Raw genomic sequence first — 20653 nt, 5'->3', positions numbered from 1 at the left:
TTCGTGAGCTGACAGGGGTGACCATCAAGCGTAACCCGGCCGAGCGGCTCCCCCGAACGCTCAGCAGGCGGCCCCGGACTTGATCTCCTTCCAGAGTCCGGGCAGCTCCGCCTCGGCCTGTGCCGCCCGGGCCTCCTCGCGCCCGTACAGCACCCCGTACGTGAAGGTGCTCTCCCCCGCCGCGTGGGCCACCGCGGACAGCTCGCGCAGGGTCAGGCGGGTCATGACGCTGTCCTGGTGGTCGCCGAGGAGGGTGGTCAGGGACTTCGTCGCCTTGGTCAGGGAGCGGGCCGGGGTGCCGAGGGCGGGTGTGGCCGCCTCGGCGGCGTAGCGGGTGCGCTTGGCCTTCTTGCGGGCCTCGTGCACGGCTACGTCGCGTGCCTCGCCGGGCGGGGCGGCGAGCGCCCGCTCGACCAGGGCGGACAGGGTCGCCAGGTCCTTGTCCATGGCCTTGGCGAGCACCTTCTCCGGCTTCTTGCCGGCGGCTTTGCGCAGTGGCGGGTCGGCGAGGAGGGCGTCCAGGGTGTCCAGCAGGGTCAGGTAGCGGCGGGAGTTCAGGACGCCGGTCAGATGGGGCTGTGCGCCGCCGCGGCGGGCCTCGGTCCAGGAGGTGAGGCGCTCGGGGAGCGGTCCGACGACCAGGTGGGACGGGAGGGCCTTGACGGCGGCCGTCAGGCGTTCGGCCATCACCTCGTGGTCGCGGTCGACGCCCAGCTCGCCCGCGAGCCACTTCAGCTCGGCCGCGATGGGGTCGGTGACGGCGCGGCCCAGGACGGAGCGGAAGCTGCGCAGGGTGCTGCGGGCGCGGCGGGTGGCGACCCGCATACGGTGCACGGAGTCGGGCACGTCCCGGCGGACGGCGGGGTCGAGCTCGACGATTACGTCCCGCTGGGCGCGCAGATAGGCGAGCACGTGGTCGCCGGCCGTCACCGGGGGCGCGGGTTTGTCCTTCCCGCGGCGCTGTCCTCCGGTCTGTTCCAGGGCCCGGGCGAGCTTCGACGGTGACGTCGAGGGACGTACGCCCGCCCTGCGCAGTCGTTTCTCCACCAGGTCCAGGAAGGCGGGGTCGCCGTCGTCGGCGAGTTCCACCTCGATCTCGGTCCACTGGGCGGTCCTGCCCTTGCCGCCGAGGCGCTCGGCGGTGACGGCGTCGACGCTCGCCTCGGCCAGCAGGGTGCCGTCGGCGTCGACCAGGTGGCGCACATCGCGGGCGGAGCGCAGCCGGACCAGTGGGACCAGTGCGGCGTCCCGGACCCGGGAGCGGACGAGGGCGGCGATCTCCTCCGGGACGGTGTCGGAGAGCGGGGCCCGGATCTCGTCGCGCACGCCCGGTTCGACCGGGAACTTCAGATGCCAGCCGGCGTCCGAGCCTCCGGTGCGGCGGCGCAGGGTGAGGTCGGCGGCGGCCAGGCGCTCGTCGGCGGTGTCGTAGTAGGTGGCGTCGAGTTCCACCAGGCCCTTGTCCAGGACGGCCGCCACTGCGCCGACGCCGGTCAGGTCGGGCAGCCCGCTGTCGTCGGATTCGTACTTGCGCTCGATCTCGCGTTTCGCATCCGCCATGGATCGAATCTAGTTGTCCGGGCGGTGGTGCGGCAGGGGCAGTCCTGGGCGAATGGCCGGAAAATTCCCGTCGTCCGCCCCGTGAACCGGACCGCCGGGGGCCTACGCCGACATGGGTCTCTGCACCTTGATCGACTGCAGCAGTCCCACGGCCATCCACACCGCGAACATCGACGAGCCGCCGTACGACACGAACGGCAGGGGGAGGCCGGTGACCGGCATGATGCCGAGGGTCATGCCGATGTTCTCGAAGGACTGGAAGGCGAACCAGGCGACGATCCCGGCGGCCACGATCGTCCCGTACAGCTCGGTGGAGTCGCGGGCGATGCGGCAGGCCCGCCACAGCACGACGCCGAGCAGGAAGATGATGAGGCCGGCGCCGAGGAAGCCCAGCTCCTCCCCCGCGACCGTGAAGACGAAGTCCGTCTGCTGCTCGGGCACGAACTGGCCGGTGGTCTGCGAGCCGTGGAAGAGGCCTGCTCCGGTCAGGCCGCCGGAGCCGATGGCGATGCGGGCCTGGTTGGTGTTGTAGCCGACGCCGGCCGGGTCCAGGTTCGGGTTGGCGAACGCGGCGAACCGGTTGATCTGGTACTGGTCCAGGATGTGCAGCTGCCAGATGGCGATGCAGCCGATCATCCCGGTGATGAGCAGGCCGAAGACCCACCGGTTGGAGGCGCCGGAGGCGAGCAGCACGCCGAGGATGATGGCCACCATGGCGAGCACCGAGCCGAGGTCCGGCATGAGCAGCAGGATCAGGCAGGGTACGGCGGCGAGGCCCAGGGACTGCGCCACGGTCCGGTGGTCCGGGTAGATCTTGTCGCCGGCGTCCACCCGGGCCGCAAGCATCATCGCCATGCCCAGGATGATGGAGATCTTGAGGAACTCGGCGGGCTGGAGCGAGAAGCCGCCGATGACGAGCCAGTTGCGCTGGCCGTTGATGGTGGCGCCGAGCGGGGTGAGGACCGTCAGGGCGAGCAGGACCGACAGGCCGTAGAGGATCGGCACGGCGTTGCGCAGGGCGCGGTGGCCCAGCCAGAGCGTGCCGATCATCAGGGCGAACCCGATGCCGAGGTTGATCAGGTGCCGTTCCAGGAAGAAGTACGGGTCTCCCTGGTTGATCTCGGTGCGGTTGCGGGTCGCGGAGAACACGAGCGCGGACCCGATCAGGGACAGCACGACGGCGGACAGCAGTATCGGCCAGTCGAGCCTGCGGGCCAGCGAGTCACGGGCGAAGATCCTGGTCCAGCCGGCCCGTTCGGGTCCGTACCCGGATACGGAGAAGCTGTTCGCGCCCGTCATGAGGGCATCCTCCGGCTTCCCCGCCCGGGGGTCCTGCGTGGTCGCCTGCGGGTGTTGCGGTTGCCCGCGGTGGGCGAGGGCGAGGTGGCGGGCTGCTGGTCGCTGCCGTTGCTGGGGTTGTTCTGCTGGGAGGCCTCGGCGTCCTTCGCCGGGTCGCCGTCCACCTTCGGTGCCTGGATGGTGCCGTCCGTGCGGACCTTGGGCAGGCCCTTCTGCGGCTCGGGCAGCAGCGCCTTCTTGCTGTCGATGGAGCCGTCGCCCTGGACGCCGTAGAGCGCGCTGTAGATGTTGCGCACGGCTTCACCGGCGGAACCGGAACCCGTACCGGCCTGGGAGATCGTCATGATCACCGAGTAGTCCTTGGAGTACGTGGCCAGCCAGCCGGTGGTCTGCTTGCCGTAGACCTCGGCGGTACCGGTCTTGCCGTGCAGCGTGATCTTGTTCTGCGGCCAGCCGTTGAACTTCCACGCGGCCGTACCGCGGGTGATGACGCCGGCGAAGGCGTCGTCCATGCCCTTGAGGGTGGCCTGGCTGACCGGGAGCCTGCGCTGCACCTTGGGCTTGATCTCCTGGACGGACTTGCCGTCGGCGCTGATGATCGCCTTGCCGATGGTCGGGACGTACTCGGTGCCGCCGTTGGCGACGGCGCCGTAGATCATGGCCTCCTGGATCGGCGTGACGAGCGTGTCGCCCTGGCCGATGGAGTAGTTGATCTCGTCGCCCTCGCGCATCTTGTTGCCTTCGAGGCAGTTCTCGTAGGCGATCTTCTCGACGTAGGAGCCGTCCTTCTTGCCGGACTTGCACCAGGCGTCCTTGTTGGCCTCCCAGTAGTTCAGCTTCCACTGGCGGTCCGGGACGCGGCCGGTGACCTCGTTGGGCAGGTCGATGCCGGTCTGCTTGCCGAGGCCGAACTGGTGGGCCGTCTTGAAGAACCAGTCCTTCGGCTGGCCCTTCTTGGGGTTGATGCCGCCGTCCTTCTTCCACTCCCGGTCGCCGAGGCCGTAGAAGACGGTGTCGCAGGAGACCTCCAGGGCGCGCCCCAGGGAGATGTCGCCGAAGTTCTCGCCCTCGAAGTTCTTGAAGACCTGGCCGCCGACCGAGTAGGAGCTGGTGCAGGGGTAGCCGCCGTCCCAGGGGTAGCCGGCCTGGACCGCGGCGGCCGTGGAGACCACCTTGAACGTCGAACCGGGGGCCGCCTGCCCCTGGATGGCCCTGTTGAGCAGCGGGTAGTCGGAGTCCTTGCCGGTGAGGGCCTTGTAGTCCTTGGCGGAGATGCCGCCCACCCACACGTTCGGGTCGTAGGTCGGGGCCGAGGCCATGGCGACGATCCGGCCGGTCCTGGCCTCCATGACGACGACGGCGCCGGAGTCGGCCTTGAAGTTCTCGCCGGTGTTCTTGTCGAACTGCTGGCGGGCGGCCTTCATCGCCTGGTCCAGCTCGTACTCCGCGACGCGCTGGACGCGGGAGTCGATGCTGGTGACCAGGTTCGAGCCGGGCTCGGCCGCGTCCGACTTGGCCTTGCCGATGACCCGGCCGAGGTTGTCGACCTCGTAGCGGGTGACGCCGGCCTTGCCGCGCAGTTCCTTGTCGTACTCCCGCTCCAGGCCGGAGCGGCCGACCATGTCGGAGCGCAGGTAGGGCGAGTTGGTGTCCTTGGCCTGCTGGATCTCGGCGTCGGTGACGGGCGAGAGATAGCCGAGGACCTGCGCGGTGTTGGAGTTGCCCGGGCCCGGGTAGCGGCGCACGGCCTCGGGCTGGGCGGTGATGCCGGGGAAGTCCTCGGCGCGCTCACGGATCTGCAGGGCCTGCTTGGGCGTGGCCTTGTCGGTGATCGGGATCGGCTGGTACGGCGAGCCGTTCCAGCACGGTTTGGGGGTCTTGGCGTCGCACAGCCGGACCTTCTGGACGACCTCCTCGGGCGTCATGCCGAGGACGCCGGCCAGCTTGGTGAGGACGGCCTTGCCGCTGTCCTTCTGCTTGAGCAGGTCGGTGCGGGAGGCGGAGACGACCAGGCGGGTCTCGTTGTCCGCGAGGGGTACGCCGCGGGCGTCCAGGATGTCGCCGCGCACGGCGGGGTCGACGACCTGCTGGACGTGGTTGCCGGAGGCCTCCTTCTGGTACTGGGCGCCCTCGCGGATCTGCAGGTACCAGAGCCGGCCGCCGAGCGTGCCGAGCAGGGAGAGGACGAGGATCTGGATCACGACGAGCCGGATCTGGACCCGTGGGGTCCGACCGGTCTCGGGGATGTTGGTCACTGCGGCGGTCTCCCCCTCTCAGTGCGCAGGTGCGAGTACACGTACGAATGATGAACGACCAGCCTGTGAGCCCGCGTTCCGCGCCGGCTGACCCGTTCGAGTGAACTCCCGTGCCGTCACAGCCGCTTGACCCCCTTGATCCGGCCGACCCGTGTGGTGCGGGTGCGGGCCCTGGCCTTGAGCGCGCCGAAGCCGCCGCGCTGGCTGCCGATGCGCAGGCCGGTGCCGGAGGAGAGCCAGCCGGCGGAGATGTCACCGGCCTTGGCGGCGGGGCCGGTCTCGGTCAGCGGGTCGTTGTCCGCGCGGCGGGCCAGCCACATGATCCCGGGGACCACGAACGGGGCGAGCAGCAGGTCGTACAGGGCGGCCGAGAACAGCAGCCCGGGCAGACCGACATGGCGGGCGGCGGTGTCGCCGACCAGGGCGCCGACGCCCGCGTACAGCAGCGTGGAGCCGATGGCGGCGGCGACCACGACGGCCATCGGGCCGGTCGCGGACTTCAGGCGGCCGTTCTCCGGTCTGGCGAGCCCGGCGAAGTAGCCGGTGACGCACAGCACGAGGGCGTAGCGGCCGGCCGCGTGGTCGGCGGGCGGGGCCAGGTCGGCCAGCAGACCGGCGCCGAAGCCGACGAGGGCGCCGCCGACATGGCCGTACACCATGGCGAGGCCGAGGACGGTGAGCAGCAGCAGGTCGGGGACGGCGCCCGGCAGATGCAGACGGGCGAGGACGCTCACCTGGATCACCAGGGCCACGACGACCAGTGCGCTGGAGAGCAGGATCCGGTTGAGGCGCATGGAAGAGTCAGCTCCTAGTGCTGCTGGCCAGTCGTGTTGTTCGCGCCCGCCGAGGGGGTCACCGTGACGGTCACCGTCGGCGTCGGGACGGGCTGGGGCTTGGCCGGCAGGACCTCGTCGCGCGGGTCCTTCTTCGGGGCCTGGACGACCACGCCGACGACGTCGAGCTTGGTGAAGGCGACGTAGGGGGTGACGTAGATCGTGCGGGTGAGGCCGCCGTTGGAGGGCTCGACGCGGGAGACCACGCCGACCGGGACGCCGGGCACGAACGGCCGGTCGGCCTGTGAGCCGAAGGTGACGAGGCGGTCGCCCTTCTTCACCTCCGCCTGGCCGTTGAGCAGTTCCACGCGCAGCGGCCGGTCGCCCTGCCCGGAGGCGAAGCCGAGTTCGTCGCTGCCCTCCATGCGGGTGCCGACGGTGAAGTCGGGGTCGTTGGCGAGCAGCACGGTGGAGGTGTCGGGGCCGACGGTGGTGACGCGGCCGACGAGTCCGTCGCCGTTGAGGACGGTCATGTCGCGTTTGATGCCGTCGTTGGCGCCGGCGTCGATGGTGACGGTCCAGGAGAAGCCCTGGGCCGCTCCTATGGCGATGACCTGGGCGCCCTTGATGCCGTACTGGCCCTCGCCGGCGATCTTCAGCATCTTGTCGAGCTGGTTCAGCCGGCTGCGGTTGTGGTCGTCGCTGCCGAGTTTCGCCTTGAGGGCCGCGTTCTCCGTCTCCAGCCGGGCGAGCCGGTCGTGCCGGCTGCCGGAGTCCCGGATCGCGGAGACGGCGTTGCCGACCGGATTCACCGCCGAGGACAGGCCGTTCTCGACGGGGCCGAACACCGCGGCCGCGGCCTGCCGGGCACCGTCCACCGGGGAGTTCCGGCCCCCGCGGATGTCCACCGTGATCAGCGCGAACGCGATGGCGATCAGCAGGACCAGGAGCAGCCGGCTCTCTTTCGTGTCCCTCACGTGCGGCGGCCGTGCCCTTCCTCGATAGGAATTCGGGAGCCCCTTTGCGGACCTTGCGCCGAACGCAAACCCTGGGGCCCATTTGTGGGAGCTTATGCCTTTTAATCAACGATCCGCCGCACGAGAGGAGAGAAGTCCCGTACGGCGGAATCGAAGCGTTACGTCATCTGCGCGGCTGGGCGTCCAGAACCTGCTGCAGCGCCTCGAACTCCTCGACGCACTTCCCGGAGCCGAGCGCGACGCTGTCCAGCGGGTCCTCGGCGATGTGGATCGGCATGCCGGTCTCCCGGCGCAGCCGCTCGTCCAGGCCGCGCAGCAGGGCTCCGCCGCCGGTCAGAACGATTCCTCGGTCCATGATGTCGCCGGACAGCTCCGGCGGGCACTTGTCGAGGGTCGTCTTGACCGCGTCGACGATCGCGTTGACGGGCTCCTCGATCGCCTTGCGGACCTCGGCGGCCGAGATGACGACGGTCTTCGGCAGCCCGGACACCAGGTCCCGGCCACGGACTTCGGTGTGCTCGTCGGAGTCGAGGTCGTACGCCGAACCGATCGTGATCTTGATCTGCTCGGCCGTGCGCTCACCCAGCAGAAGGCTGTACTCCTTCTTGATGTACTGGATGATCGCGTTGTCCAGCTCGTCGCCCGCGACCCGGATGGACTGGGCGGTGACGATGCCGCCGAGCGAGATGACCGCGACCTCCGTGGTACCGCCGCCGATGTCCACCACCATGTTGCCCGTGGCCTCGTGGACCGGCAGGCCGGAGCCGATGGCGGCGGCCATGGGCTCCTCGATGATGTGCACCTGGCGCGCACCCGCCTGGGAGGACGCCTCGATCACGGCGCGGCGCTCGACGCCCGTGATGCCCGAGGGCACACAGACGACGACCCGCGGCCGGGCGAGATACCGCCGCTTGTGGATCTTCAGGATGAAGTAGCGGAGCATCCGCTCGGTGATCTCGAAGTCGGCGATCACGCCGTCCTTCAGCGGGCGGACGGCCACGATGTTGCCCGGCGTCCGGCCGATCATCTTCTTCGCTTCGGCACCGACCGCGAGGATCCCACCGGTGTTGGTGTTGATCGCGACGACGGACGGCTCGTTGAGTACGATTCCGCGACCCCTGACGTACACCAGCGTGTTGGCGGTCCCGAGGTCGACAGCCATGTCACGGCCGATGAACGACATTGAGTTCCCCATCCGGATTCATCTGGCCTTCCTGAGCTTTTGAGGGCATATCAGGTCGGCGAGGCGGGTGCTGTGACGTGAAGGCTTCCATCGTAAACGCGCCTGCACGAACACTGCGCGAGGGTCTCCGCCATTGTCACCATGTGGCGGCCCGCCTCGCTTGTGGAGACGGTCCATCGGAGGCACGCGTTCCCCCGATCGGCCAGGCATATGCCAAAGGACGGCCGAAATGTACGGCCGTCCCTGGTCAGGCGCCACCGGGTGGAACTGACGCCCACTCAGAAAAATTACCGAAAACTCAGCTAGCGACGGCTCACGCGCGGCCCGGGAAGAAGATCTTCACCTCGCGCTCGGCGGACTCCTCGGAGTCGGAGGCGTGGATCAGGTTCTCGCGGACGATCACGCCGAAGTCACCGCGGATGGAGCCCGGAGCCGCGGCGATCGGGTCGGTCGGGCCGGCGAGCGCACGCACGCCCTCGATGACCCGCTCGCCCTCGACGATCAGCACGACGACCGGGCCGGAGGACATGAACTCGACCAGCGGCTCGTAGAACGGCTTGCCGACGTGCTCGGCGTAGTGCTGCTCCAGCGTGGCACGGTCCAGGGTGCGCAGCTCCAGCGCGGTGATCTGCCAGCCGGCCTTGCGCTCGATACGGCTGATGATCTCGCCGGTCAGGCCGCGACGGACGGCGTCGGGCTTGAGCAGGACGAGGGTGCGCTGGCTCACGGGGTCTCCTTCTGACGGACGTCTGCGGTGGTGGGACGAGGTTACAGGGCGTGTCGGGGCGTCCGTTACGCAGCGTCAGGTGTAGAGGAACCGGACTCCGCCTGCGCGGCGAATCGGGCCTTCGCCTCGTCCACCTTTCTGCCGAAGTGCACCGAGGCCCACCACAGCGCCGCGAACACCGCGCCCATGAAGTACATGGTCGGGACGAACACACCGGAGGCGACCAGCGCGAGCTGCAGGGCCCAGCCGAGGGCCACCCCTCCGGGCCGGGTCACCATCCCGCACAGCAGCACGCACAGCAGCATGGCGATGCCGCTGACCAGCCACACCGTGGAGACGGACAGGCTCGGGTCCTTCATGGCGACCAGCGCGGCGAACCCGATGACGAAGAACTCGCCGATCAGTGTCGATGCACAGAGCGTACGCATCTCGAGCCTCAGCCCTTCCCCAGCAGCAGCCGGGCCTCGCCGACGGTGATGACGGAACCGGTGATCAGCACACCGCCGCCCGCGAACTCGCCCTCCTCCTCGGCCAGCGTGATCGCGGCCTCCAGGGCGTCCGGGAGCCGCGGCTCGACCTGCACCCGCTCCTCACCGAACACCTCGACGGCGATCGCGGCCAGCTCGTCGGCGTCCATCGCCCGCGGGGTGGAGTTCTGCGTGACGACGACCTCGGCGAAGATCGGCTCGAAGGCCTCCAGCAGCCCCCGCACGTTCTTGTCGCCGCTCGCGCCCACGACCCCGATCAGCCGGCTGAAGTCGAACGCCTCCTGCACCGCCTCCGCGGTCACCCGCGCGCCCGCCGGGTTGTGCGCGGCGTCCAGCACGACGGTCGGGGAGCGCCGTACGACCTCCAGGCGGCCCGGCGAGGACACGGCCGCGAAGGCCTTGCGGACGGTGTCGATGTCCAGCGGATCGGGGCGCTGCTCGCCGACGCCGAAGAACGCCTCGACGGCGGCGAGGGCCACGGCCGCGTTGTGCGCCTGGTGGGCGCCGTGCAGCGGGAGGTACACCTCGGGGTACTCGCCGCCGAGGCCGCGCAGGGTGAGCAGCTGCCCGCCGACGGCGACCTGCCGGGAGACGACCCCGAACTCCAGCCCCTCGCGGGCCACGGTGGCGTCCACCTCGACAGCCTTCTTCAGCAGCACCTGCGCCGCGTCGACCGGCTGCTGGGCCATGATCACGGTCGCGTCCTGCTTGATGATCCCGCCCTTCTCGCCGGCGATCTCCGCGGGCGTCTCCCCGAGGCGGTCGGTGTGGTCCAGGTCGATCGGGGTGATCACGGCGACGTCACCGTCGATGACGTTGGTCGCGTCCCAGGAGCCGCCCATGCCGACCTCGACCACCGCGACATCCACGGGGGCGTCCGCGAAGGCGGCGTACGCCATGCCGGTGAGGACCTCGAAGAACGACAGCCGGTACTCCTGCTGACCGTCGACCATCTCGACGTACGGCTTGATGTCCTGGTACGTCTCGATGAACCGCTCGGCGGAGATCGGGGCGCCGTCCAGGCTGATCCGCTCGGTGATCGACTGCACGTGGGGGCTGGTGTAGCGGCCGGTGCGCAGTTCGAAGGAGCCGAGCAGGGCCTCGATCATGCGGGCGGTGGAGGTCTTGCCGTTGGTGCCCGTGATGTGGATCGAGGGGTACGACCGCTGGGGCTCGCCGAGGACGTCCATCAGCGCGGAGATGCGGCTGACCGAGGGCTCCAGCTTGGTCTCACCCCAGCGGGTGGCCAGCTCGGCCTCGACCTCGCGCAGGGCCTTGTCGACCTCCGGGTCCTCGGGCCGCGTGGGTACGTCGGACTGCGGCTGCCCGCCGCTCTGCGTCCGCAGGGTTCGGCTGCCCGCTTCGATCACGGCGAGGTCGGGGTCGCGGTTGGTCTCCTCAGCGATGATCTCGTCGAAGCTGTCGAGGGGGTCGGTGCCATTCGGGTCGCTCACGGTGCCCAGTCTACGAAGCGCCGGTGGCAAAGGGTGCGGTGGCTTCGCGGCGCCGGTATGGGATGGCTGGTCCTGTCGGCCGACTGCGGGCGCGTCGGGGCTGGTCGCGCAGTTCCCCGCGTCCCTTCAGGGCGCCGAAGGCCCCCGGCGCTGAATCAGCACCGGGGGCCTTCATCCGCATATGTGCCCTACGCCTGCGGCAGCTTCTCCAGCTGGGCCGTGATGCGGGCGATGTCCTCCTCGGCCTTGGCGAGGCGCGTGCGGATCTTGTCCACCACCTGGTCCGGCGCCTTCGCGAGGAAGGCCTCGTTGCCGAGCTTGGCCGTGGCCTGGGCCTTCTCCTTCTCTGCGGCGGCGAGGTCCTTGGCGAGACGCTTGCGCTCCGCCGCCACGTCGATCGTGCCGGAGAGGTCCAACGCCACCTCCGCACCCGCCACCGGCAGGGTGGCCGTGGACGTGAAGGAGTCGCCCTCAGGCTGGAGGCGCAGGAGCTGGCGGATGGCGGCCTCGTGCGGGGCGAGGGCCGTACCGTCGAGCGTCAGGCGGGCCGGGACCCGCTGGCCCGGCTGCAGACCCTGGTCGGCGCGGAAGCGGCGGACCTCGGTGATGACCGACTGGAGGGTCTCGATCTCCCGCTCGGCCGCCGCGTCACGGAAGCCACTGTCCTTCGGCCACTCGGCGATGACCACCGACTCGCCGCCCGTGAGGGTCGTCCAGAGGGTCTCCGTGACGAACGGGACGACCGGGTGCAGCAGCCTCAGCGTGACGTCGAGGACCTCGCCCAGGACCCGCTTGCTGACCTCGGCCGGCTCGCCGCCCGCCTGGAAGACGGTCTTGGACAGCTCGACGTACCAGTCGAAGACCTCGTCCCACGCGAAGTGGAAGAGGGTGTCCGACAGCTTGGCGAACTGGAAGTCGTCGTAGTAGGCGTCGACTTCGGCCACGACCGAGTTCAGGCGGGAGAGGATCCAGCGGTCGGTCGCCGACATGGCCGACGGCTCCGGCAGCGGGCCCTGCACCGTCGCGCCGTTCATCAGGGCGAAGCGGGTGGCGTTCCAGATCTTGTTGGCGAAGTTCCGGGAGCCCTGGACCCAGTCCTCGCCGATCGGGACGTCGACGCCGGGGTTGGCGCCGCGGGCGAGGGTGAAGCGGAGGGCGTCGGAGCCGTACTTGTCCATCCAGTCCAGCGGGTTGACCGCGTTGCCGAAGGACTTCGACATCTTCTTGCCGAACTGGTCGCGGACCATGCCGTGCAGGGCGATGGTGTGGAACGGCGGGGTGCCGTCCATCGCGTACAGGCCGAACATCATCATCCGGGCGACCCAGAAGAAGAGGATGTCGTAGCCGGTGACCAGGACGGAGTTCGGGTAGAACTTCGCGAGCGACTCGGTCTGTTCGGGCCAGCCGAGGGTGGAGAACGGCCACAGGCCGGAGGAGAACCAGGTGTCGAGGACGTCGGTGTCCTGGTGCCAGCCCTCGCCGGTGGGCGCCTCGTCGTCGGGACCGACGCAGACGACCTCGCCGTTCGGCCCGTACCAGACCGGAATCCGGTGGCCCCACCACAACTGCCGCGAGATGCACCAGTCGTGGAGGTTGTCGACCCAGTCGAAGTACCGCTTCTCCATCTCCTGCGGGTGGATCTTGACGCGGCCGTCCCGGACGGCGTCGCCGGCGGCCTTCGCCAGCGGGCCGACCTTGACCCACCACTGCATCGACAGGCGCGGCTCGATGGTGGTCTTGCAGCGCGAGCAGTGGCCGACGGAGTGGACGTACGGCCGCTTCTCGGAGACGATCCGGCCCTCGGCGCGCAGCGCGGCGACGATGGCCGAGCGGGCCTCCAGGCGGTCCATGCCCTGGAAGGGGCCGTGGACGGTGATGACGGCGTGCTCGTCCATCATCGTGATGGCCGGCAGGTTGTGGCGCTGGCCGATCTCGAAGTCGTTCGGGTCGTGGGCCGGGGTGACCTTGACGGCGCCGGTGCCGAACTCGGGGTCGACGTGGGTGTCCGCGACGACCGGGATGGAACGGTCGGTCAGCGGGAGCTTGATGAGCTTGCCGACGAGGTGCTTGTAGCGCTCGTCGTCCGGGTGGACGGCGACCGCGGTGTCACCGAGCATCGTCTCGGCACGGGTGGTGGCGACGACGACCGTCTCGTCACCCTCGCCGTACTTCAGCGAGACCAGCTCGCCGTCGTCCTCCTGGTACTCGACCTCGATGTCCGAGATGGCCGTCAGACAGCGCGGGCACCAGTTGATGATGCGCTCGGCGCGGTAGATCAGCTCGTCGTCGTAGAGGCGCTTGAAGATGGTCTGGACGGCCTGGGAGAGGCCCTCGTCCATGGTGAACCGCTCACGCGACCAGGCGACGCCGTCACCGAGGCGGCGCATCTGGCCGGAGATCTGCCCGCCGGACTCGGCCTTCCACTGCCAGACGCGCTCGACGAAGGCCTCACGCCCGAGGTCGTGCCGGGACTTGCCTTCCTTGCCCAGCTCGCGCTCGACGACGTTCTGCGTGGCGATACCGGCGTGGTCCATGCCCGGCTGCCACAGCGTCTCGTACCCCTGCATGCGCTTACGCCTGGTCAGCGCGTCGATGAGGGTGTGCTCGAAGGCGTGGCCCAGGTGCAGGCTGCCGGTGACGTTCGGCGGCGGGATGACGATCGTGTACGGCGGCTTCTCGCTCTTCTCGTCCGCCTCGAAGTAACCGCGCTCTACCCAGCGCTCGTACAGCGGCCCCTCTACATCGGCCGGCGCGTACTGGGTCGGCAGTTCGGTGTCGGGCGCGGGTGGCTGCTGCTGAGCGTTCTCGGTCACGGGGGTCAGTTTAGAGGTGTCACGGGGTGGTCCTGAAACGCGTTTGTTCTGTAACGGTGCGCCCCCCGGTGCCGTGCGTTTCCTGTGCCTGGTCCAGGATGTCAGGAACACATAAGCATCTGGAGGGGAACCCAGAGATGAGCAACAACCAGCCGGGCCCGTACGGTGGGCCGCCCCAGCAGCCGGGTCCGTACGGCCAGCCGGGGCAGCCTGGCCCGTACGGCCAGCCGGGGCCCTACGGCCAGCCGGGCCCCTATGGCCAGCAGCCGCCGCAGGCCCCGCAGCCCGGCTACGGCTATCCCCAGCAGGCGCCTCAGGCCGTCCCGCCGCAGCCGGGGTACGGCTACCCGCAGCAGGGCGGCGTGCCGCAGCAGCCGAACCCGTACGGTCAGCAGCCCAATCCCTATGGCCAGCAGCCCTACGGCGTCCCGCAGCCGCCGGCTCCGGGCGGCGGCAAGAAGAAGACGGGGCTGATCATCGGGGCGGTGGCCGTGGTGGCGGCCATCGGTGTGGGGGCGTACCTCGTCCTCGGCGGAAGCGGGTCCGGGCTGACCGACGACGGCGCGCACAAGCTGACGACGCCGGCGAAGGTGCTCGGCCAGTACAACCGGGCGACCCAGGACGGTAAGACCACCGACAGCAATGCGGACACCGTGAAGGACCTGCAGAAGAGCGGCGTGCAGGACGGCACGGCCGTCGGCGCCGCGTACTCGACGGCCGACCTGAGCCATTACAACCCGCAGGACCCCTCCACCGCGCCGAGCAAGACCGAGCTCATGACGGCCCAGGGCCTGACCGTCGTCGGCGCCTACGGCAAGATCGCCGATCCGAAGAAGACTCTGGACGCGTTCTTCGCGAACGTCGACAAGAGCTCCCAGAAGAACGACTCGTCCAGCGGTTCTTCGAGCAAGACCCAGTTCATCGGCGAACCCGAGTCGGTGGACATCGACGGCGCGGTCATGAAGTGCCAGGCGGCCAAGGGCACCGACCTGCTCACCCAGCAGCAGCAGACCAACTGGTTCTGCGCCTGGGCCGACTACAGCACCATCGCCATGGTGTCGCCCGGTAACCACACGACGGGCACCACCAAGGACGTGGCGATCGACCTGACCAAGAAGCTGCGCGCGGAGATCCGCGTCAAGGCCTGAGGTCGTACGCCCAACAGCGGAAGGGGCCCTGGTCGGTTGACCAGGGCCCCTTTCACGTGTCTGGCGAGAAGTGCTGCCTACGCCGACTTCTGCTCCCCCGACCCCCGGCCCCGCGCATCCCGAGGAATCAGCGTCGGGTTGACGTTCGACAGGACCACGTCCGCCGTGATGACCACGCGGGCCACGTCCTTGCGGGACGGGACCTCGTACATGACGCCCTGGAGGACTTCCTCCATGATGGCGCGCAGGCCCCGGGCGCCGGTCTGGCGGAGGATGGCCTGGTCGGCGATGGCCTCCAGGGCCTCGCGCTCGAAGTCCAGCTCCACGCCGTCGAGTTCGAAGAGGCGCTGGTACTGCTTGACCAGGGCGTTGCGGGGTTCCACCAGGATCTTGAGCAGGGCCTCGCGGTCCAGGTTGTGGACGCTCGTGATCACCGGGAGGCGGCCGATGAACTCGGGGATCATGCCGAACTTGACCAGGTCCTCCGGCATGACGTCCTCGAAGACGTCCTTCGCCTCCAGCTCGCGCTTGGAGAGGATCGTGGCGCCGAAGCCGATGCCCTTGGCGCCCGCGCGGGCCTCGATGATCTTCTCCAGGCCGGCGAAGGCACCGCCCACGATGAACAGGACGTTCGTCGTGTCGATCTGGATGAACTCCTGGTGGGGATGCTTGCGGCCGCCCTGGGGCGGGACCGAGGCCGTGGTGCCTTCCAGGATCTTGAGCAACGCCTGCTGGACGCCTTCGCCCGAGACGTCACGGGTGATCGAGGGGTTCTCGCTCTTCCTCGCCACCTTGTCGATCTCGTCGATGTAGATGATCCCGGTCTCGGCCTTCTTGACGTCGTAGTCCGCGGCCTGGATCAGCTTCAGGAGGATGTTCTCGACGTCCTCGCCGACATACCCCGCCTCCGTCAGCGCCGTCGCGTCGGCGATGGCGAAGGGGACGTTGAGCATGCGCGCCAGGGTCTGCGCGAGGAGGGTCTTGCCGGAGCCCGTGGGGCCCAGCAGGAGGATGTTGGACTTCGCCAGCTCGATGGCGTCGTCACGGCCGCCCGGGCCGCCGTTCTCGCCCGCCTGGACCCGCTTGTAGTGGTTGTACACCGCGACGGAGAGCGCCTTCTTGGCCGCTTCCTGGCCGACCACATAGCCCTCGAGGAACTCGTAGATCTCGCGGGGTTTCGGGAGTTCCTCCCAGCGCACCTCGCTCGTCTCGGCGAGCTCCTCCTCGATGATCTCGTTGCAGAGGTCGATGCACTCGTCGCAGATGTACACACCGGGCCCTGCGATGAGCTTCTTGACCTGCTTCTGGCTCTTGCCGCAGAACGAGCACTTGAGCAGATCGCCGCCGTCACCGATGCGTGCCACGGTGTGCTTCCCCTTCGCCTGGGAGACGCCCGGACGCTTTCGAGTCCAGCGGCTCCTGGTGCTGCCTTATGTCGACGGTACCTTGCCGGGCCCCGTGTTCGGGCCCCCCTTGGCAGGGTTCACTTTGGCGCGGACCCTGCCAAGGGGGGCCCAGAGTATGCCGTTCCGCGTCAGCGGACCGCGGCGTTGTTCAGCTTGCGGGTGGAGATGATCTGGTCGACGAGGCCGTACTCCAGCGCCTCCTCGGCCGTGAGGATCTTGTCGCGCTCGATGTCCTCGCGGATCTTCTCGATCGGCTGGTTCGAGTGCTTCGCCAGCATGTTCTCCAGCTGCTCACGCATCCGGGTGAACTCGTTGGCGATGATCTCCAGGTCGGAGAGCTGGCCACGGCCGGTGGAGCCCGCGGGCTGGTGGATCAGCACGCGGGAGTTCGGCAGCGCCATGCGCTTGCCGGGCGTACCGGCGGCGAGCAGGATGGCCGCGGCGGAGGCCGCCTGGCCCATGCAGACCGTCTGGATGTCGGGCTTCACGAACTGCATCGTGTCGTAGATCGCCGTGAGGGCGGTCATGTCGCCGCCGGGGCTGTTGATGTAGATCGAGATGTCCCGGTCCGGGTCCATCGACTCCAGGCACAGCAGCTGCGCCATGACGTCGTTGGCGGAGGCGTCGTCGATCTGGACGCCCAGGAAGATCACGCGCTCCTCGAAGAGCTTCGCGTACGGGTCGTACTCGCGGATGCCCTGGGAGGTGCGCTCGACGAAGCGCGGGATGACGTAGCGGCTGTCGGGGCGGGGCCCTTCGTACATGCCGCTGGCGGCGCCGGGGAAGTTGCTCATGGGGTTCACCGTCCTGGTGGCGTTCGGGGGGCTGGTGTCTCGGCGGTGCGTGGCGCGGCCGGGCCGGTCAGGCACCGGTGCCGCCGCCTCCCGGAACACCCGAGGCGTGCGTGATGATCTCGTCAATGAGACCGTACTCCTTGGCCTCCTCCGGGGTGAACCAGCGGTCGCGGTCGCCGTCGCGGATGATCGTCTCGATCGTCTGGCCGGAGTGCAGCGCGGTCAGCTCGGCCATGCGCTTCTTGGTGCGCAGCAGGTACTCGGCCTGGATCTTGATGTCCGAGACCGTACCGCCGAGGCCCGCGGAGCCCTGGTGCATCATGATGTCCGCGTGCGGCAGGGCGAAGCGCTTGCCGGCGGTGCCGCCGGTGAGCAGGAACTGGCCCATGGAGGCCGCCATGCCCATGGCGATCGTGACCACGTCGTTCGGGATGTACTGCATGGTGTCGTAGATCGCCATGCCGGCCGTCACCGAGCCGCCGGGGCTGTTGATGTAGAGGTAGACGTCCTTCTCCGGGTCGGCGGCGAGGAGCAGCAGCTGCGCGGTGATCTTGTTGGCGATGTCGTCGTCAACCTGCTGGCCGAGGAAGATGATCCGCTCGTTGAGCAGCCGGTTGTAGACCTGGTCGCCGAGGCCACCACCGATGGAAGGCTCGCCGGCGGCGGAGGGCATCAGATTCGTCACGTATCCACCTGCTCGTCTTACGACGGCGCCGGGCCGTCTCATTGTTCTGCCTTTCATGGACCCTAACGCGATGGTCCCTTCGGCGAATCCCGGGAATGCGGGTGTTCGCCGGGGGCGTAGCGCTCCGCGAGGGGCGGGGGCCCACTTGCCATGGGGTGTGCGGTGCGTGGGCGGCTGCGGGTCGTTTGTGGTTGCTCGCGCCCCGCGGCGGAGCCGCATATCGATACAGCCCCGCGCCCCTTCAGGTTGGTCGGCCGCACCCGGTACTACAAACGGGCCCCGGGGAAAGTCCCCGGGGCCCGCTGTACGTGCCTCACAGACGCCGTAGGGCTGCTCAGCCCTCGGTGGTCTCCTCGGAGGTCTCCGACGCCTCGGCGGCCTCGACCGTCTCGATGGCGGCCTCGGTCTCGTCCTCGTCCTCCAGGTCGACGATCTCGCCGTTGGTGTCCTTCACCGTGGCGGACTCGACCACGACGGCCAGGGCCTTGCCGCGGGCGACCTCGCCGACCAGGAGCGGCACCTGGCCGCCCTCGACGACGGCCTGGGCGAACTGGTCGGGGGACATGCCGGAGGAGGCCGCACGCCGCATGAGGTGCTCGGTGAGCTCCTCCTGGTTGACGTTGAGGTTCTCCTTCTTGACCAGCTCGTCGAGGACGAACTGGGTCTTGATGCCCTTGACCGCGGCCTCGCGGGTCTCGGCGTCGAACTCCTCGGCGGTCTTGCCCTGGATCTCCAGGTACTTGTCGAGGGTCAGGCCCATCTGGCCGAGCTGGTGGTGCTCCAGGTTGTGCTTGCGGGTGTTGATCTCGTCCTCGAGCAGCTTCTCGGGGACCGGGACCTCGACCAGCTCGAGGAGCTTCTCCAGGACGCGCTCCTGGGCCTGGGTGGCCTGGTCGAACTGCTTCATGTTCGCGAGGCGCTTGCGGCTGTCGGCCTTGAGCTCGTCCAGGGTGTCGAACTCGGAGGCGAGCTGCGCGAACTCGTCGTCCAGCTCGGGCAGTTCACGGGCGGCGACCTGGGTGACCTTGACGGTGACCTCGGCCTCCTTGCCGGCCGCGGAGCCGCCCTTCAGCTCGGAGGTGAAGGTGGCCTCCTCACCGGCGGACAGGCCCTTGACGGCGTCGTCGATGCCGTCGAGCAGCTCACCGGAGCCGATGGTGTAGGAGACGCCGTTGGCGATGCCGTCCTCCAGCACCTCGCCGTCGACCTTGGCCTCCAGGTCGATGGTGACGACGTCGCCGTCCTCGGCGGCGCGCTCGACCGGGGAGGTGGAGGCGAAGCGCTCGCGCAGCTGCTCGACCGACTTCTCGACGTCCTCGTCGGTGACCTCGACGGCGTCGACCTCGACCTCGATGCCGGAGTAGTCCGGGATCTCCAGGGCCGGGCGGACGTCGACCTCGGCGGTGAAGTTCAGCGTCTCGCCGTCCTTCAGCTCGGTGATGTCGACCTCGGGCTGGCCCAGCGGGCTGAGCTCAGCCTCGTTGACCGCCTCGGTGTAGAACTTCGGAAGCGCGTCGTTGACGGCCTCCTCCAGCACGGCGCCACGACCGAACCGCTGGTCGATGACCCGGGCCGGGATCTTGCCCTTGCGGAAGCCCTTCACCGTGACCTGCTGGTTGATCTTCTTGTACGCCGCGTCGAGGCTGTCCTTGAGCTCCTCGAAGGGCACCTCGACAGTGAGCCGAACCCGGGTCGGGTTCAGGGTCTCCACGGCGCTCTTCACGGTTCGGTCTCCTTGTGGCTGACTTCTTGGTTTCTGCCGGAGCCAGACTGGTCCGGCGGATTCGCCGCCCGGAGGAGTTCGTAGGCCGAGTGGGCCGGGACACACGGGCGCGCAGCTTGCATAGTAACCGCAGCCGGTCAGCGCCCCAAAAGGCGATCATCAGGACGCTGTGAGCAGGTGCGTGAGCAGGTGGTCGGGGTGGCGGGATTTGAACCCACGGCCTTCCGCTCCCAAAGCGGACGCGCTACCAAGCTGCGCCACACCCCGTCTGGTGCGACACGTAGGGTACATGCCCCGGACGACTACGTCGGCCGCATTCTCCGAGGCCGCACATGTGACGGCGCTCCGGATCAACTCGTTGGCCTCGACAGCGGGCGACCCGCTACGATGCCTCCAGTGCCGCGGTCACCGACCTGCGGCGCAGTGTTGCGGGCGTAGCTCAATGGTAGAGCCCTAGTCTTCCAAACTAGCTACGCGGGTTCGATTCCCGTCGCCCGCTCTGGATGCCGAAGGCCCAGGTGAGAGGTTGTTCTCCGCTCCCTGGGCCTTCGGCCGTTCCGGGGGCCGATCGGCCTTCCGTGCCCGCGCGCGTCCCTTCGGCCGGCGGCCGCCGTTTCAGAGCAGAGGCGGGCATCACTGACGGTGATGTCGCGTTTACGTCCGGCCCCACCCCGGCGCACATGGTGCACGCCGGATCGACGTACACCACCGGCACCCCCGCCCGGCCGGCCTCCTGCGCCGCCGCTCCGGTCCGGCTTCAGCGACGCGCACGCGTCGCGTACCCGTCGCGTCAGAACTTGATCGAGCTGATGGAGTCCGCTATCGAGTTCAGGAAGCGGTCGATGGACGGGGCCATGCCGGTCGAGGCGAGGAAGAAACCGAAGAGGACCGCGACGATCGCGGGGCCCGCCTTGATGCTCCCCCCTCTCAGGAGCACTACAAGGATGATCGCCAACAGCAGCACCACAGACAGTGAAATGGCCACAACTGATCACACCCTCGGTCGGTCCGCTCTCCCGGCCCGGGGGTGCGGCCCACGCACCCCCGCCAGGAACCATCGTGCCACCAACCCGGCCCACCCATGCGGCCCGTGACACAACGTCGGGCATCCGACCTGCGCGGGCGACCGGCCGCACAGCAATTCGACCGGCCTCACCGCACGTGACTCCACCGGGAATTGCGCGAGTTCGTTTCCACCTCCACACATCCTGTGCGCAGGTAATTCGAATTGATGACACAGAGACGCCGTATGCCCCATTTAGTGGGGATGAATCGGGACATCGAGGGTGAACCGAGGGTCCTGTGTGCGCACCATCACGTAGACAGAGATGCCGAGTTCGTGAAATTGACGGCTATTCGAAGGCGTTA

At 68.9% G+C, this 20653-nt stretch carries 16 protein-coding genes and 2 tRNA genes; 2 read left to right on the top strand and 16 right to left on the bottom strand.

The features are described from left to right. Positions 1–60: 60 nt before the first annotated feature. From ACWC2T_RS00150 to ACWC2T_RS00105, 10 genes are all read right to left on the bottom strand, one after another. Positions 61–1560, bottom strand: a complete 1500-nt coding sequence (locus ACWC2T_RS00150) for a CYTH and CHAD domain-containing protein (RefSeq protein ID WP_450668193.1) — start codon at positions 1558–1560, stop codon at positions 61–63. A 102-nt stretch (positions 1561–1662) separates the two neighbouring features. Next, entirely contained in the window at positions 1663–2859 is a 1197-nt protein-coding gene (gene rodA, locus ACWC2T_RS00145) for a rod shape-determining protein RodA (RefSeq protein ID WP_450668192.1), read from the bottom strand. Then, positions 2856–5114, bottom strand: coding sequence for a penicillin-binding protein 2 (gene mrdA / locus ACWC2T_RS00140; protein ID WP_450668191.1), 2259 nt, complete (start codon positions 5112–5114; stop codon positions 2856–2858). Before mrdA ends, rodA begins: the two co-directional genes overlap by 4 nt. Positions 5115–5230: 116 nt before the next feature. Further along, positions 5231–5908: a rod shape-determining protein MreD gene (gene mreD, locus ACWC2T_RS00135; RefSeq protein WP_450668190.1), complete on the bottom strand. Its 678-nt coding sequence runs from the start codon at positions 5906–5908 to the stop codon at positions 5231–5233. Between the two features lie 14 nt (positions 5909–5922). Beyond that, positions 5923–6864 (bottom strand): rod shape-determining protein MreC, encoded by a 942-nt coding sequence (gene mreC / locus ACWC2T_RS00130; protein WP_450668189.1) that lies wholly within the window; start codon positions 6862–6864, stop codon positions 5923–5925. Positions 6865–7027: 163 nt separating this feature from the next. After that, on the bottom strand, positions 7028–8047 hold the full coding sequence (locus ACWC2T_RS00125) for a rod shape-determining protein (protein WP_020940056.1): 1020 nt from the start codon (positions 8045–8047) through the stop codon (positions 7028–7030). A gap of 313 nt (positions 8048–8360) precedes the next feature. After that, positions 8361–8774 carry a nucleoside-diphosphate kinase gene (ndk, locus tag ACWC2T_RS00120; RefSeq protein ID WP_228625078.1) on the bottom strand — a complete coding sequence of 138 codons (414 nt, stop codon included), beginning with the start codon at positions 8772–8774 and terminating at the stop codon, positions 8361–8363. Between the two features lie 65 nt (positions 8775–8839). Continuing rightward, positions 8840–9202, bottom strand: a complete 363-nt coding sequence (locus ACWC2T_RS00115; RefSeq protein ID WP_450668188.1) for a DUF4233 domain-containing protein — start codon at positions 9200–9202, stop codon at positions 8840–8842. A gap of 8 nt (positions 9203–9210) precedes the next feature. After that, a complete protein-coding gene (folC, locus tag ACWC2T_RS00110; protein WP_450668187.1) occupies positions 9211–10716 on the bottom strand; it encodes a bifunctional tetrahydrofolate synthase/dihydrofolate synthase in 1506 nt (501 codons plus the stop codon). 188 nt (positions 10717–10904) lie between these two features. Beyond that, positions 10905–13529: a valine--tRNA ligase gene (locus tag ACWC2T_RS00105; RefSeq protein WP_450668186.1), complete on the bottom strand. Its 2625-nt coding sequence runs from the start codon at positions 13527–13529 to the stop codon at positions 10905–10907. 137 nt (positions 13530–13666) lie between these two features. Here ACWC2T_RS00105 and ACWC2T_RS00100 point away from each other — a divergent pair, with 137 nt between their 5' ends. Continuing rightward, entirely contained in the window at positions 13667–14677 is a 1011-nt protein-coding gene (locus ACWC2T_RS00100; protein ID WP_450668185.1) for a hypothetical protein, read from the top strand. Between the two features lie 77 nt (positions 14678–14754). Here the strand turns inward: ACWC2T_RS00100 and clpX are convergent, their stop codons facing one another. From clpX to ACWC2T_RS00075, 5 genes are all read right to left on the bottom strand, one after another. Beyond that, complete coding sequence (gene clpX, locus ACWC2T_RS00095) at positions 14755–16041, bottom strand: ATP-dependent Clp protease ATP-binding subunit ClpX (protein ID WP_208900879.1); 1287 nt, start codon at positions 16039–16041, stop codon at positions 14755–14757. 170 nt (positions 16042–16211) lie between these two features. Then, complete coding sequence (locus ACWC2T_RS00090) at positions 16212–16877, bottom strand: ATP-dependent Clp protease proteolytic subunit (RefSeq protein WP_055703582.1); 666 nt, start codon at positions 16875–16877, stop codon at positions 16212–16214. A 67-nt stretch (positions 16878–16944) separates the two neighbouring features. Beyond that, the gene (locus tag ACWC2T_RS00085; protein WP_450668693.1) at positions 16945–17550 is read right to left on the bottom strand and encodes an ATP-dependent Clp protease proteolytic subunit; all 606 of its coding nucleotides are present in this window, start codon (positions 17548–17550) and stop codon (positions 16945–16947) included. Between the two features lie 346 nt (positions 17551–17896). Next, a complete protein-coding gene (gene tig, locus ACWC2T_RS00080) occupies positions 17897–19285 on the bottom strand; it encodes a trigger factor (RefSeq protein ID WP_450668184.1) in 1389 nt (462 codons plus the stop codon). A gap of 190 nt (positions 19286–19475) precedes the next feature. After that, a tRNA-Pro gene (locus ACWC2T_RS00075) sits at positions 19476–19552 on the bottom strand. 161 nt (positions 19553–19713) lie between these two features. On the opposite strand from ACWC2T_RS00075, the gene ACWC2T_RS00070 reads away from it, so the two are divergent. After that, positions 19714–19784, top strand: a tRNA-Gly gene (locus tag ACWC2T_RS00070). A gap of 291 nt (positions 19785–20075) precedes the next feature. Here the strand turns inward: ACWC2T_RS00070 and ACWC2T_RS00065 are convergent. Then, positions 20076–20270, bottom strand: a complete 195-nt coding sequence (locus tag ACWC2T_RS00065) for a hypothetical protein (protein ID WP_351615137.1) — start codon at positions 20268–20270, stop codon at positions 20076–20078. Positions 20271–20653: the final 383 nt, after the last annotated feature.

The organism is Streptomyces sp. NPDC001393 (assembly GCF_053597455.1).
Note: the sequence above shows the minus strand (reverse complement) of the source record. Positions and strands in the feature narration are given on the sequence as shown.

Bases quoted from the DNA above. Each gene is read 5' to 3' on its own strand.
- mreD (WP_450668190.1), bottom strand. From the start codon at position 5,908: ATGCGCCTCAACCGGATCCTGCTCTCCAGCGCACTGGTCGTCGTGGCC.
- ACWC2T_RS00115 (WP_450668188.1), bottom strand. From the start codon at position 9,202: ATGCGTACGCTCTGTGCATCGACACTGATCGGCGAGTTCTTCGTCATC.
- ACWC2T_RS00100 (WP_450668185.1), top strand. From the start codon at position 13,667: ATGAGCAACAACCAGCCGGGCCCGTACGGTGGGCCGCCCCAGCAGCCG.
- ACWC2T_RS00090 (WP_055703582.1), bottom strand. From the start codon at position 16,877: ATGAGCAACTTCCCCGGCGCCGCCAGCGGCATGTACGAAGGGCCCCGC.
- ACWC2T_RS00125 (WP_020940056.1), bottom strand. From the start codon at position 8,047: ATGTCGTTCATCGGCCGTGACATGGCTGTCGACCTCGGGACCGCCAAC.
- rodA (WP_450668192.1), bottom strand. From the start codon at position 2,859: ATGACGGGCGCGAACAGCTTCTCCGTATCCGGGTACGGACCCGAACGG.
- ACWC2T_RS00085 (WP_450668693.1), bottom strand. From the start codon at position 17,550: ATGCCCTCCGCCGCCGGCGAGCCTTCCATCGGTGGTGGCCTCGGCGAC.
- ACWC2T_RS00150 (WP_450668193.1), bottom strand. From the start codon at position 1,560: ATGGCGGATGCGAAACGCGAGATCGAGCGCAAGTACGAATCCGACGAC.